General features: G+C 47.7%; 12 protein-coding genes. 10 read left to right on the top strand and 2 right to left on the bottom strand.

Annotated elements, in window-relative coordinates:
* The first annotated feature begins 17 nt into the window (after positions 1–17).
* The 4 genes from QOL41_RS03945 (at position 18) to QOL41_RS03930 (ending at position 3,831) form a co-directional block, all read left to right on the top strand.
* Positions 18–902, top strand: coding sequence for a hypothetical protein (locus QOL41_RS03945; RefSeq protein ID WP_283428742.1), 885 nt, complete (start codon positions 18–20; stop codon positions 900–902).
* A gap of 235 nt (positions 903–1,137) precedes the next feature.
* On the top strand, positions 1,138–2,484 hold the full coding sequence (nhaA, locus tag QOL41_RS03940; protein ID WP_283428741.1) for a Na+/H+ antiporter NhaA: 1,347 nt from the start codon (positions 1,138–1,140) through the stop codon (positions 2,482–2,484).
* Positions 2,484–2,834 carry a GIY-YIG nuclease family protein gene (locus QOL41_RS03935; protein ID WP_283428740.1) on the top strand — a complete coding sequence of 117 codons (351 nt, stop codon included), beginning with the start codon at positions 2,484–2,486 and terminating at the stop codon, positions 2,832–2,834. The genes nhaA and QOL41_RS03935 overlap by 1 nt, the downstream gene beginning before the upstream one ends.
* A gap of 46 nt (positions 2,835–2,880) precedes the next feature.
* Positions 2,881–3,831 (top strand): tetratricopeptide repeat protein, encoded by a 951-nt coding sequence (locus QOL41_RS03930; RefSeq protein ID WP_283428739.1) that lies wholly within the window; start codon positions 2,881–2,883, stop codon positions 3,829–3,831.
* Here the strand turns inward: QOL41_RS03930 and QOL41_RS03925 are convergent, their stop codons facing one another.
* Positions 3,832–4,605: a sulfite exporter TauE/SafE family protein gene (locus QOL41_RS03925; protein WP_283428738.1), complete on the bottom strand. Its 774-nt coding sequence runs from the start codon at positions 4,603–4,605 to the stop codon at positions 3,832–3,834. It abuts the gene before it with no gap.
* A gap of 17 nt (positions 4,606–4,622) precedes the next feature.
* The gene (locus QOL41_RS03920; RefSeq protein ID WP_283428737.1) at positions 4,623–5,696 is read right to left on the bottom strand and encodes a serine hydrolase domain-containing protein; all 1,074 of its coding nucleotides are present in this window, start codon (positions 5,694–5,696) and stop codon (positions 4,623–4,625) included.
* Positions 5,697–5,750: 54 nt separating this feature from the next.
* On the opposite strand from QOL41_RS03920, the gene QOL41_RS03915 reads away from it, so the two are divergent.
* Genes QOL41_RS03915 through QOL41_RS03890 form a run of 6 tightly spaced genes read left to right on the top strand, consistent with a single transcriptional unit; the run spans position 5,751 to position 13,593 of the window.
* Positions 5,751–8,387, top strand: coding sequence for a hybrid sensor histidine kinase/response regulator (locus QOL41_RS03915; RefSeq protein ID WP_283428736.1), 2,637 nt, complete (start codon positions 5,751–5,753; stop codon positions 8,385–8,387).
* Entirely contained in the window at positions 8,384–9,481 is a 1,098-nt protein-coding gene (locus QOL41_RS03910; RefSeq protein WP_283428735.1) for a BMP family ABC transporter substrate-binding protein, read from the top strand. Before QOL41_RS03915 ends, QOL41_RS03910 begins: the two co-directional genes overlap by 4 nt.
* A complete protein-coding gene (locus QOL41_RS03905) occupies positions 9,465–11,966 on the top strand; it encodes a response regulator (protein WP_283428734.1) in 2,502 nt (833 codons plus the stop codon). Before QOL41_RS03910 ends, QOL41_RS03905 begins: the two co-directional genes overlap by 17 nt.
* A complete protein-coding gene (locus QOL41_RS03900) occupies positions 11,950–12,483 on the top strand; it encodes an NUDIX hydrolase (RefSeq protein WP_173653308.1) in 534 nt (177 codons plus the stop codon). The genes QOL41_RS03905 and QOL41_RS03900 overlap by 17 nt, the downstream gene beginning before the upstream one ends.
* Positions 12,483–13,352, top strand: a complete 870-nt coding sequence (locus tag QOL41_RS03895; RefSeq protein ID WP_283428733.1) for a patatin-like phospholipase family protein — start codon at positions 12,483–12,485, stop codon at positions 13,350–13,352. The genes QOL41_RS03900 and QOL41_RS03895 overlap by 1 nt, the downstream gene beginning before the upstream one ends.
* Position 13,353: 1 nt before the next feature.
* Positions 13,354–13,593 (top strand): DUF1653 domain-containing protein, encoded by a 240-nt coding sequence (locus tag QOL41_RS03890; protein WP_283428732.1) that lies wholly within the window; start codon positions 13,354–13,356, stop codon positions 13,591–13,593.
* The last annotated feature ends 12 nt before the right edge of the window (positions 13,594–13,605 follow it).

The following is a 13,605-nucleotide window of genomic DNA, read 5'->3' as shown; positions in this document are numbered from 1 at the left end:
TGTTATTTTTAGAACAAATGTCAGTGAAAATGCTCCAAAGACTTGTTTTTTCGTTTTTAGCTCTCCTTTTTGCGGGGTGCAGTTACAGTTATATTGAAAAAGGATCCTTTGAGGCCTTTGTACCTGAAACATTTACTGGACTGGCATACCCCATAGGGGATGACTCGACTGGTGTCTGGAAGGCGAATATTTCTGTTCGCAACTATAGCGATAGGCATCTGCAATTACATGGAATGGAAAACAGATATGATAAAACACAAAATAATTCCTTCTATTTAGATTGTGAGGAATGTCCTAAAGATGAAAACATAAAGGCCGATCTAAGCTATCATTTCAAGTCCTTCCCGGTAACGGGGGCGATGGATTATTTTCTTAACGTGAAGCGTATCCTCATTGGATTTGGGGTTGCCTTTAGCCCTTATCCTAGCATGCGGTCCTCTGTAGGATTCAATAGCGATTATTTCGAGGTTGGAGGATTTGTTTCGTTTGGATATGCAAATGTTAGTTACTCCGTGAGCCAAGTCAACTATATGGAACTAGGTAACATGGCGGGGGGTAATTCCGTGTGGGTTGATAGTCTATATTGCGACGATTGCTCCGAATGGAAATTGAACGGAAATTTTGGAGCGTATATAAATGTTTTTCCGACGAAGAAATTCTCCCTGTCTTATGCTCCGTCGGTCTTTTCGCCTTGGCTTTATAGCGATATAAGGTGCTATGAAAACGGGTCCCAAGATTGTTCGTTGGCGTTTGATTTTCCCTACATATTTGCCCAGTATTTTGGTGCGAGTTATTTGTTTACAAAGCATATTCAGCAGTCTCTAGGTGCGAAAGTCTATTTTGGCAATGCCTTTAGCGAACACATCTGGAATTTGGAAAGCAAGACTTCATTCTTGTTTTGAATAGGGTGAAACGATTCGCTTGAGTGTCGTTTTGCCGACTTTTGGGGCGTTACGGGGGCCTCCCCGTAGTGGGGGTAGGGAGCAACAGCGCTTGCGCGGTGCGAACGAGGGGGAGGCGTCCCCCTTTCATATACAAAAAATGGAAAAATAAGCAACTTGGAGCGGTCACGCGCAAAAAAAATGATTATTTTGTAAGGCGAAAGGCTGAATCACACAACCCTATTTACAGGTAGCTATGTCGGCAAAAGTAACGAGCAGCGACAAGATTGAAGATTTGTTCCCGGAAACCCCCATCCGCAAAATCATCACGCCGATGGAACGGTTGATGAAGGTGGAAACGACCGGTGGCATCGTTTTGATTATCATGACGATTGCGGCCCTGATTTGGGCGAATGTCAGTCCTGAATCTTACCATCATGTTTGGCACATGCCGTTTGCCTTGACGATTGGCAGTTGGGTCGGTTCGGCCGATTTGCATTGGCTCATTAACGACGCCATGATGACGATTTTCTTCTTCAATATCGGGCTTGAAGTCAAGGGCGAAATGACCTACGGCGAACTCAGGAACCCGAAGGCGGCGAGCCTCCCGATTATCGCGGCGGCTGGCGGTATGTTGTTCCCGGCTTTGATTTACTTGCTGCTTTGCCCGCATGGCGAACACAGTGCGGCTCATGGTTGGGGCGTTCCGACAGCGACCGATATTGCGTTTGTGGTGGGTTGCATGGCCATTCTCGGCAAGAAGGTGCCGCATGCCCTGCGTGTGATGATTTTGACTCTGGCGATTGCCGACGATATCGGTGCAATTTTGGTGATTGCGATCGGTTACCCGAGCGGCGACGGCGTGAACTTTGTTGCGCTTGGTACGGGATTTGCCCTGCTCGCCTTGATCAACGTGATGTTCCGCATTGGTGTGCGTAACCTGCTGTTGCATGGCGTGATTGGTATTGCGGTGTGGGCTTTCTTTGTGAAGAGCGGCGTGCATCCGACCATTGCGGGCGTGTTGCTCGGACTCTCGGTGCCGGCAAAGCCTGTGCTCGCGAAGGGCAAGCTTGCTCATTTCGCTGGCAGCGTGGGTGGTGCTCTTTCGGGCGAAGCGAAGGACCGCAACGAACAGTATGAAGTGTTTACGCTTTTGAAGCGCGGAGCTCGCGAAAGTATCTCGATGCAGGAACGTTTCTTCAAGCCGCTCGTACCGTGGGTGAACTTCTTTATCATGCCGCTGTTCGCGCTCAGCAACGCGGGTGTCGAAATCAAGCTTGGTGGCGTGGAAGTGCCTGTAATGGGTGCGGTGGCCTTGGCCTTGATTCTGGGTAAGCCGATCGGCATTTTCCTGTTCAGCCTGCTCGCCGTAAAGGTGGGCGTGTCGGTGAAGCCGAGCTACAGCTGGAAGGTTTTGTGGGGCGGTGGTATGCTTGCCGGTATCGGCTTTACCATGGCCTTGTTTGTGGCAAACCTCGCCTTCGAGGTGGGCGACCGTCAGGATTCCGCCAAGCTCGGTATTCTGCTGGGTAGCTTCTGTGCCGCAATCCTTGGCACCATCTACATGAACTTGGTGTCGAAGGCGCATCACGAAGAATCGTAATGCCGCACTTTGTGTACATGCTCCGTTGTGCGGGGGACCGCATTTATACGGGGTATGCCGTCGATGTAGAAGCTCGTTTTGAACAACATAAATCCGGCAAGGGAGCCAAGTTTACCAAGGCGTTCCCGCCGGAATGTATTTTAAGAAAATTTGAATTAAATAGCCACGAAGAGGCGTTGCGCCTGGAAGCACGCATCAAGAAACTGCCACGCCCGCAAAAAGAACTGCTCGCCGCCGGCGACGAAGCCTTGGCGGCGCAATTAATTGAAGGCCTCGGCGAAACACTTGAAGAATGTCGTGCACGCATGCGTCGCGAAAAACGGGAAAACATTACCTCTCACGACGATTGATATTGTATATTTCTGCAAGAATGAATCTGTCAAAATAGGGGATGATATGTTTTTTGCTGACAGAACAAATACGACTGAAGCTTTGTTTCGTGTCCGGGCGGCTATTTTTGGGAAAAAACTCCAGGTTTTTGAAGGCCGAGATGGCGTGATGAGCCTTTTGCAGGAATCGCTTGATGTGCAAACTGGCGAAAAGGATTATCAAACTGCTTTGGATATGATCAGGCCTTTGACGAAGGTGGCCGAAGATCATCCGTTTGTTTCTGACGATTCTGTTGAATATATTTCGATTTCTAGCAGAATGGAGCGCGCGCTTTACCACCATTATTTTGAGACTCCGTCAAATCGATTGGTGAAGAACGTTCATTCTTGTTGCCCGATGGAATTTATTTGGCGACAGGCGGGGCTTTTGGAATTGTATTTGGAGAATTACCCTGACGCAGAAAAGGGAATGTCTAATGCGGCAAAGTGGAACCCGGCTTCGGCAAAATACAGGCTGATGCTTGCGAGAATCCATAGTGACCAAGGGCAATGGGAAAAAGTGGCCGAAGACGCGGTGACTGCATTGAAGGTGGCTTACAGAGCGAGCGATTTGATTATCTGTTTTAGATTCTTGCGCAATTATTTCTTGTATAAAAAGATGTATCTGGAAGCTGTATACTGCAGTTTTGCGCGGTTGAATTATACGGATTCTAGCAGCGTGCTCAATGAAATCGTCGATGATATTTTGGGCTATGCCAAGATGGTTGATGTCGAAAATGATCAATCGAATGACGAAAGCGTGACGGACTCTTTAAAACGCTTTGGCGTTACACTCGGGTTTAATCCAGATGTTGTCGCAGTGGCGAAAGAGAATTGCGAAAAAGCTTTTTTGGCAGGCGATGCGGATTTGGCGAATTACTTCGCCGAAATCATGTCGGGATTGAAAACCGTACAGGAAAAGAAAGAGGCTTTCAACTTAAAGCAGCTAGTCGAACACTACAAGAACATCAAGAGTTGATTATTTCACAATTAAGTCCACAACAAGCGCAATTGCCATGCCGATGCTGCAAACGCTAATGAATCGCTGGATGAACTTGTTGCCTTTTTTGCGCTGCAAGAAGCTACCGAAATAGCCGCCGACCCAGGCACCACCTGCCATAATCACGGCGATGGGCCAGTTAATTTTGCCGGTCACGCCGAGCGCAATAGTGCTGACCACCAGGAAAACGTTGGTGAGCGAATTTTTAAGGGCGTTAATTTGGATGGGCGAAAGACCGGTGTAGCGCGTGAGCCCAAAAATTTGTACGAAACCCACGCCCACTTGCACGATGCAACCGTAAACAGCGATGGCGAAAAATCCAAGTGCTCCTTTGAAAGTCAACTTTTCAGGCGGATTTTCAGGCGGTTTTCCCAGGACATTCTTGTTCAGGTTGCTCATGACAACCACAAGGCAGATGACGACTGCAAGAATTGCTTGGAATAGCTTGTCGCCAATGTGTACCAAGAAGCATGCTCCAAGAAGGGCACCGAGGATGGTGGGCGTGAGCAGTTGAAAGAAAATGCGCTTATTCAAATAGCCGTGACGCGCCAGATTGAATGCGCTACTGAAATTTCCGATGATGAGCCCGATACGGTTCGTGCCATTTGCAACAGTGGCTGGCATTCCGAGGAAAATCATGATAGGAAGGCTCAAGGTAGAGCCGCCGCCCGCGATGCTGTTGATAAGACTTACCACTGCGCCTAAGACGAAGTAGGCGGCGTAAAGTGCAAGTGCTGTAGGCTCGAAATTCATCGCGCCCAAATATAGAATTATCCGAAGAAGGCGTCGGAGAGCTTGGCGCGGAAGGCGTGGATGCGATCGGCGTTTGCTTCGCGGTGCGGGTAGGTGAAGTTGCTGAGCAGCACGACGGCGGCACCCTTGTCGGGGTCTGCCACAATGCTTGCGCCGGTGAATCCCGTTTTCCCGAAGGTATGTGGCGAAATCTTGGTGCCCATGAACTTGGTGCTATTCAGTTCCCAGCCGAGGGCGGTGCAAGCGTCCTTGGCGGTAGAGTACTTGCTGGCCGAATCGAGCGCAAAGGCGTTTTCGCTGACCATTTTTAGAATGCCTGCGGGCATAACGCGTTTGCCATTGTTTGCGATACCGTCTTTTAGAATAGTTTGTACAAAATTTAGCAAATCGGGCACGCAGCTGAACATGCCTGCGCTACCAACGGGGAACAGCTTTCGTAGTACCCAAGCGCTTTCATCGTGAATTTCGCCTTGGATTTCGCGACCTCTGAAACTGCAAATTTCAGTGGGCGAGATTTCTGCCTTCGGGATGGGATTCCAGTCGCGGGTGAGCGGATCCCAGCCGGAACGTGTCATGCCGAGCGGAATAAAGAAACGCTCGCGGCCTTGCTGCTGCAAGTCCTTGCCGGTAAGGCGTTGCAAGATGATTCCGAGTAATACGCTGGCAGGGTTGCCGTAATTAAAATCTGCGCCGGGCGCCTTTTCGAACTGGTAGGTGTAAAGGGCGTCTAGAATTCCTTCGGCAGGCAGCGTGCGCAAAGTTTTCATGGGCACGCGGTAATCAAGGCTGTGCGTGAGCAAGTGGAATACGCGAATGTCTTCGCGGAAATTGGTCTGAAGTTCTGGAATGTAGTCGATGACCTTGGTGTCGACCGAAAGCTTGCCCTCTAGAATGTAACTCAGGGTGAGTGTGGAGGTGGGGCATACCTTGGTAAGGCTTGCAATGTCGAAAACCGTATTTTCAGGCGTGTTTAGCGTCAAAATTTCGCGGGAACCGTCGGGTAAAATAAACCCGGCGACCGCCTTGTTGAAAATTCCCTCGGATTCTGCCGTCTTGAGCAGGCCTTCCAATGTATCTTTTTCGAACTTCATGTATAGAAATATAGCATAGTGAATTTTTGTCCCGAAATATCTTATATTTTGATTGTGTTCTCAAAGACAATAGAAAGCGAAAAACGCGTAAGGGCTTTGTACGGGATAATTCTTGTGGCAGTGGGGCTAACCTTTGCCGCAGTCAGCGCGTATGTCTTTGGAGATTACGTCGAAACGGTTCAACAAGAAATCTTGAATGCGGGTTCGCTTTCGAATGAACGAGACGCCGAAGCGATCGATGGATTCTTGGCGCGGGGCGAATCTATATTAAGAGTGACTACTCGCATTGCAGAAAAGAGTTTGGATCATGGTGCCAAGCAGGCGCAGATAGAATCTCTGCTCGTTTCCGAAGCAGAATATTACAAGCACTCGGATGATTTTACCTTGTGCAATATGTACGGAATTCTGCGCGAAGAATTCTTTAATGGCGGGCGTTGGACTCCTGCCGTAGGTTATGTGCCCTCGAATCGTCCTTGGTACCAGAATGCTCCTATGGAAAAGGACAAGGTCGCATTGATTCCGACGCACTTAAACCCGCATACGGGCGAACAGGTGGTGACTATTAGCTTGCGCCTTTCGGATAGGAAGAGTGTTCTTGCTGTAGACATGTATTTGAAGGACTTGCTTGCTAAAGTCAAGAAGAGCGACTTGTCTAACATGTTGGTGATTATCGATAAAAAAGGCGTGGTTATTTCGCATACTGACATTGCCCAGAACGGTAGGAATTACAAGTCGTCTGATTTCTGGGGCTCAGATGAAGAAAAGCTTGCCAATTCGATTTCGTATGCGAGCGGTGATCCGTTTGTAATCAATTTGCGTGGCAAAGACTATCGCGTGTTTTCGACGTTGGTGCAAGGGGAATGGTATGTTGCCCGATTGGTTGAAGAACGTGGGCTTTGGGCACCTTTGCATTTGACCATTTTGCGCAATGCAATGATTATTGTCTTGATATATGTGCTAATTGCATTGTTGCTGACGGCGCTGTATTCAAAGTACATGAGGCTGATTCGCGCAAACCGTTCTAAGACGGCTTTTCTTACGAGCATGAGTAATGAAATCCGTTCGGCAATGAATGGTATTCTTGGCATGAATACCATTGTGCAGAAAGATTTGCATGACGACAGCATGAAAGAGTATTCCAACAATATTCAAAGTGCTGGACAGAGTATTCTTTCGCTTGTAAATGATGTCTTGGATGTTTCGAAAATTGAATCGGGCCGTTTGAGCATTGAATCAATGGAATACGATGTGTTCTCGGTTCTGCAGGAATGTTTCAATGAAAACGAACCGAAGGCCAAGGCCAAGGGGCTTGCGTTCCATGTGGATTGCGACCCGGATATTCCGTCTTGCTTGTGGGGCGATGAAAATCGCATTATCCAGATAATCAACAATTTGCTTTCGAATGCAATCAAGTTTACCGAAGTGGGCGGAGTGTCTTTGTCGGTGGGCTTTGACAACTTGCCTCCGATGGGTTCGCTTCGTACAGATGACTATATCATGCTGAAACTCGCCGTCAAGGATACGGGGGTTGGCATTCGAAAAGAAGACCGTGGCTCTATTTTCAGGAAATACATTACCGACGATTCTAATGAAAATAAGAGCGTCGAAGGAATGGGCCTTGGACTCAGCCTTACGCAGGAACTGCTGAAAAAATGCGGCGGGCAGATGACGGTTAGCAGTCGCTATGGCGAAGGTTCTTCGTTCTTGGTAGAAATCCCGCAGCTGGTGCTGAATACCGAACCCATGGGCGACTTTGCAATGCGTTACAGGAATGCCACTCGCAAGAATAAGGACCTTGCCGATGTGTTCCTTGCTCCCGAAGCGCGCATTTTGATTGTCGACGATGTGGAATTGAACCTCAAGGTGTTCCGTGGATTCTTGAAGAATTCGCAGATGAAAATTGACGAGGCGTTGAGCGGGCACCAGTGCTTGCAATTGGTGGAATCTAGGCATTACGACTTGATTTTCTTGGACCACATGATGCCGGTGATGGACGGTATAGATGTCTATAGAAAAATGAGGATGATGGAGAAGTCTCCGAATAAAGACACGCCTGTTATTGCACTTGTGTCGGAAGGGGAATCGTTTACGAAGGATTCGTTCCTTGGCGAGGGCTTTGCGGATTACTTGATTAAGCCGCTTAAGGAACGTGATTTGTTCCGTGCGATGAAGTGGTATTTGCCCAAGCAGCTTGTACTCACGCTTGAAGACTTGTCGGAACCTATGGTGCCTTCTACGAATATGATGGATGGCGTGGTTGCGCCTGACCAAAAGAATAAAGGCGTGTACGACGATGATGAAATTGAATTGCGCTCTGTTACTGCCCCGACATTAGTCGAACGCTTTAAACAGTTTGAAGAATTCTTGGATGTGAAGGCTGGCTTGAATTACTGCGCTGATGACGAAGAAATTTATGTAGAAATGTTGCAGGAATATGTGGGTTCGCCGTTGTGCAGAAATGTGGATAACTGCTACAAGAATTCGGACTGGGACAATTACCGTTTCTACATGCATGTTCTTTATGATTCGTCTGTTGCCATTGGTGCATTGTCGATGGCTGACAAGTTCCGCAATTTGGAAAATGCAAGTCGCGAATCTCGAATGAAAGTTATTCAGGAAAATCATGAACTGGCGATGGCCTTGCATGCAGAACTGATTGAAAACATCCAGAGGGGGCTTGAGGATCGATGAGGTGGGTTGTTCTAACATCGACGATTGCTCTTTTGATGATTGTTGGCGTTCTGCTCATGTTCGGGCCGGAAACGGAATTTCAGGAAGAACAGAAAAAAGTCCGTGTGGCTGTGATTATGCCTGGGCTTCGCAATGACCATAGCTGGAATGAAACTCATTACGAGGCTTTGCAGAAGGCCGAATCGGTTCTGAATCTAGAAGTCGCCTATTATGAAAATGTCCCTACCGATTATTCGGCGCGCGAAGTGATGGAACGGGCCATCAAGAATGGGGCGAAAATTGTTGTGGCAACTTCTGTTGAATATGGCGAGCCTGCGTTGATTGAGGCGAGAAACCATCCGGAGACAAAATTTTTCCATGCGACAGGATTGCAGACGACAACGAATCTTTCCACCTTTTTTGGCCGTATGTACCAGCTGCGTTACCTTTCGGGGCTTGTTGCTGGATTAAAGACGAAAACGAATGAAATCGGTTATGTCGCCGCGATTAATATTCCTGAAGTGGTTCGTGGAATTAACGCGTTTACGCTCGGCGTGAAAAAAGTAAACCCGAATGCAAAAGTTTATGTCAGTTGGAGTGGTTCTTGGACCGACGAGTCGATGTCTGCCGATGCGACGCGCTCGCTTTTTGAACAACACAACATCGATGTCATGACGACACATGTGGATGCTTTGTCGCCGTATGAAATTGCTGACAATAATAAAATATGGATTATTGGTTATAACAGAGACAATTCCAAGAGGTTTCCGGATCGGTTCTTGACTGCTCCTGTTTGGCGCTGGGAAAATTTCTACATCCCGAAGATTCGCGAGGTAATTCAGGATAAGTTTGAAGGACAGGCTTATTGGCTTGGCCTTGAAAGCGAAATTATGGAATTGTCTCCATTGACTCGAAATGTAGAAGATCCGATTCGTCAAGTAGTTGAAGAAGAAAAACTTCGACTCCTTCAAGGAAAGTTCGATGTGTTTTATGGCCCGGTTGTTGATAACCATGGCGAAGTTCGCGTGGGCGAGGGCGAAAGCATGACAGATGATGCTATGTTGCATCGGTTCGATTGGTTTGTCGAGGGGGTAGTCGATGGAATTAACCCCTAGAACTACAAGAATCAACATCAAGATGGTGGTGTGGCTTGCCATCGTCGTGTTTGTGCTGTGCCTTGTCTGTGTCTTGCTGCGTGTAAAGCTCGATGCACTCTTGAATGTCTATGTGACAAAGCAGGTGTCTCAGCAGGCGGAATTGATTGCAGACCTTGCCAATGAAAAATTGCACATGCGCTTGAATGCGCTTTCGATGATTGCCCGTAAGATTGAGGCTGATGGTTCACATGTCGAAGATTTTATGGCGCTTTCGGATTTGAAAAATGGAAAGTCGAGTTACGGGTTGATTGCGCTAGATGGTACGGTATATACGGAAAAATCAGTGTTTGCTTTGCCCGATGAAAGCTACCGTTGCATTATGGAATCTTTCCGTGGCAATCAATCGATTTGCTATAGCGACAAGATGGGAATTGTGCTTGGCGTGCCTGTGTACAATCGCTACAATGTGCGCTATGTATTGTACGTACAGTACAACGATATTCCTATTACAAATTTCTTTGATGTAGACTGCTTTGAAAAGAAATGTTTTGCGCAGATTATCGATAACGATGGTAGGGTCTTAATTCAGAATAACACTGGAAGCTGGCGGCAAGATTCTGCTTGGGTCGATTTTGATGTGGATAAAGTTTACGGTTGGCTCCGCCAGGATATGGACCGTGGCGGTCTTGCAACTTCCAAGAATGTTCAAATTGGCGATGAAGTATTTTATTTCTACATGGCCAAGCTTAAACAAGATGACTTTATCTTGGTGGGAATGGTTGCCGGTGAAGATGTTGCTAACGGACTAGATCGCCTGTCTTTCTTGGTGTTCTGGGTTGTTGGCCTTTTGATGCTTCTGTTCTTGACAGGGCTTGGTATTCGATTCTTCTTGGTCCGCAAACATCGCGAGTACAATTTGAAAAATCATTTGCTGAGCGATGAACTGGATCGCTTGCGCATGATGGAATCCGTAGGTCAGGATATTCGCAATCCGGCGATGAATGTCTTGAATATGGGTGCGATAGTCTTGAGAGAATCTTCGGATGCATCTTTGAATGAATACGTCTCTGAAATGCGTGCGTCTGGTCAGGAACTGTTGTTGCTGTCGAATGACATTTTGGACATGAACAAGATTCGCACGAACAGTCTCGACATTTCAATTAAGGAATATGATTTGTTCGCGGTTCTTTGTGATTGCTATAGTTCTGCACGCCATCGTAAGAAATCAGAGGAATTTGAATTGCTGGTGGATTCTTCGATTCCGACCCAGCTCGAAGGCGATGAATCGCGCCTGTGGCAGATTATAAGCAACATTTTGTTCAATGCGGAACGCCTTGTGGTGAATGGGGCGAATATTATCCAGATTGGTTACCGCTGGGCAGAAGACGAAAATGGCGAAGAGAATACGCAAAAGATTGACCTGATAATTGATGTCCCAGATGCAGGTGTCAGCTGGACAGGTGCTTCGCTTACGCTTGTTAGAATGTTGGTGGTGGCACTTGGCGGTACAATCAAGAGCGATCATATTGCAGATGGTTTGCCGGTAATAGAAATCGCTATCCCGCAGAAAGTGGTAAAGAATGAATTGATGGGTGATTTCAAGACTCGTTATAATGAGTTTGTGCAGGCCACTGAAAATGAATCCATTCACTTCTTTGCTCCCAACGCATCGATTCTTGCCATTGACGACCTTCCGATGAATTTGCGCGTCATGAGCGGACTTATGAAGGAAACGCTTGCCAAGTTCGATTCTGTTTCGAACGGAATGGAAGCAATCGAAAACTTCAGACGAAATCATTACGATGTGATATTCCTTGACCATACGATGCCGATTATCGATGGCTTGGATATTTTGACGATTATGAAGACGCTTGACGATCATCCGAATAAGCATACGCCGATTGTGATGCTTACGGCAGATGATAGCGCTTCTGCGAAGACGATTTGTGAAACCATGGGCTTTGCGGACTTCTTGACAAAGCCGGTTCATGAAGATGCGCTGTTCGCGATTTTGCTGAAATACTTGCCTAAGGAATTGGTGCACCGTATCGATGAAGTTCCGAAAAAAGAAGATATATCGGTACAGCCCTTGGTTGAAGATAAGACTGCCAAGAAGGTTGTGGTGCAAGAGCCTAAAAAACAACACGAAAACTTGCCGAGCGATGTATTGGATGTTTCAGTCGGTCTATACTGCTGCGAACGCAACGAAGCTCTTTACCGCAAGAAAATGATGACTTATGTCGATAAGCAGTTTGACGTTGTTTTGAATAAGCTGTTCAAAGACGAAGATTTTGAAAGTTACCGTTTGATGGTGCAGGCTTTGAAGAGCGCGTCGTTGTTTATTGGCGCGGTAGAAATTGCAAGTATCGCCAAGTCGATGGAATATGCTTGCAACGAAGGTGATTACGACCATGTGCGTGTGCGTCATGACGACTTGATGCGCGAATACAGACGCATAGTTATGGCGATTAAAGAACAGGTCATGAATGGAAGAACAAATTGATGTGTTGAATGCGGACGGAACGCCGGCGGGCTATGCTCGCGGGCGCACCGAAGTTCACGCCAAGGGGCTGTGGCATCGTACGGTGCATATTTGGGCTTTCGATAGCAAAGGCCGCATTCTGTTCCAGTTGCGCAGTCGCGTAAAAGAAAACAATCCAGGACTTTTTGACACAAGTTGCGCGGGCCATATTTCGGCCGGAGATTCTAGCGTGAATGCCGCCGTGCGCGAACTGCGCGAAGAACTGGGTGTGCACAAGAGTTCGCGCGACCTCGAATATTTATTCGAGGCTAAGCACGAAAGCGTGCTTAACGGCGGCTCTTACCTCGACAACGAATACTACGATGTCTACAAGATTTCCCTTAGCGACGACGAAGCGAATTCGCTTGTGCCGCAGCCGGGCGAAGTCGATAGCTTTACCTGGATGACTCGCGAAGAATTTTTTGCCAAGCACAAGTTGCATCCTGAAAAATTTGTGGAACATCCGAAAGATTTCTTGTGGCTTATGGAGAATGCCTAATGGCGATGTATAAGGACATTGCGCTTGCTGTTGAAGGCGGCGGCATGCGTGGTGCGTATTCGGCTGGCGTACTGGATGTATTTTTAGATAACGGAATCAAGTTTGGAGCATGTGCCGGAACTTCTGCAGGTGCAACGCACCTTTGCAGCTATTTATCGGAACAACGCGAACGCAACAAGCGCCTCGACACCATTCATTCGGCGAGCAAGCGCTACATGAGCTGGGGCAACCTGATTCGCACCGGTGAATTTTTCGAAATCAAATATTGCTATAACGAAATCCCGCGTGTCATTGATCCGTTTGACTTCGAAAAGTTCCGCGAGAATACAGCCGAAACAAAATTCTACGCAGTCGCGACGAATCTCGAAACAGGTGGCCCGGAATATTTGCTTACCCGCGATTTGGATAAGTCCGAAGACATGGACAAGATTCGCGCCTCGGCCTCACTCCCGCTCATGAGCCATATCGTAGAAGTCGATGGCATGAAACTCTTGGACGGCGGTGTCGGCGACAGCATTCCGTTCGAAGTATTTGCGGGCATGGGCTACAAAAAGCAGGTCGTTATCGTCACACAGCCCGAAGGCTTTGTCAAGAAGCCGAACTCCATGATTCCCCTGTTCAAGCTTTTCTACCGCAAGTACCCGAAGTTTATCGAAGCGGCAAGGAACCGCCACATTCGTTACAACCAGTGCTTGCGCACGCTAGAGGAACGTGTCGCTCAGGGCTCTGCGTTCATGATTCGTCCGAGCGCCGAATTTAAGATTTCGCGCCTCGAAAAGGACAAGTCAAAGCTTGTGGAACTTTACGACATGGGCGTAAAAGATGCGACCGCGCTCATGCCCAAGCTGCTCGAGTTCCTTGAGAAATAATATGTCGAAAGCAATCGCCAATCACCGCTACCGCCATTACAAAAAAGAAACGATGATTTACACCGTCGTTACCGCCGACGCTCTCGATTGTGAATCGGTCAAACCGCTTGTGGTTTACCGCAGTGAATACGAAACACCTGACCACCCGAAGGGAACCTTATGGGTGCGCAACCGCGAAGATTTTGAAAGCAAGGTGACGCTTTCTGACGGCACTGTCGTAGACCGCTTTACTGAAATTTAAAGGGAGGAAAAC

Source organism: Fibrobacter sp. UWB10 (assembly GCF_900182935.1).
Lineage (GTDB): Bacteria > Fibrobacterota > Fibrobacteria > Fibrobacterales > Fibrobacteraceae > Fibrobacter > Fibrobacter succinogenes_O.
Note: the sequence above shows the minus strand (reverse complement) of the source record. Positions and strands in the feature narration are given on the sequence as shown.

Excerpts from the sequence above, each read along its gene's own strand:
- QOL41_RS03910 (WP_283428735.1), top strand. The coding sequence starts at position 8,384 with ATGAGGTGGGTTGTTCTAACATCGACGATTGCTCTTTTGATGATTGTT.
- QOL41_RS03930 (WP_283428739.1), top strand. The coding sequence starts at position 2,881 with ATGTTTTTTGCTGACAGAACAAATACGACTGAAGCTTTGTTTCGTGTC.
- QOL41_RS03900 (WP_173653308.1), top strand. The coding sequence starts at position 11,950 with ATGGAAGAACAAATTGATGTGTTGAATGCGGACGGAACGCCGGCGGGC.
- QOL41_RS03895 (WP_283428733.1), top strand. The coding sequence starts at position 12,483 with ATGGCGATGTATAAGGACATTGCGCTTGCTGTTGAAGGCGGCGGCATG.
- QOL41_RS03905 (WP_283428734.1), top strand. The coding sequence starts at position 9,465 with ATGGAATTAACCCCTAGAACTACAAGAATCAACATCAAGATGGTGGTG.
- QOL41_RS03945 (WP_283428742.1), top strand. The coding sequence starts at position 18 with ATGTCAGTGAAAATGCTCCAAAGACTTGTTTTTTCGTTTTTAGCTCTC.
- QOL41_RS03890 (WP_283428732.1), top strand. The coding sequence starts at position 13,354 with ATGTCGAAAGCAATCGCCAATCACCGCTACCGCCATTACAAAAAAGAA.
- QOL41_RS03935 (WP_283428740.1), top strand. The coding sequence starts at position 2,484 with ATGCCGCACTTTGTGTACATGCTCCGTTGTGCGGGGGACCGCATTTAT.
- QOL41_RS03925 (WP_283428738.1), bottom strand. The coding sequence starts at position 4,605 with ATGAATTTCGAGCCTACAGCACTTGCACTTTACGCCGCCTACTTCGTC.
- QOL41_RS03920 (WP_283428737.1), bottom strand. The coding sequence starts at position 5,696 with ATGAAGTTCGAAAAAGATACATTGGAAGGCCTGCTCAAGACGGCAGAA.
- nhaA (WP_283428741.1), top strand. The coding sequence starts at position 1,138 with ATGTCGGCAAAAGTAACGAGCAGCGACAAGATTGAAGATTTGTTCCCG.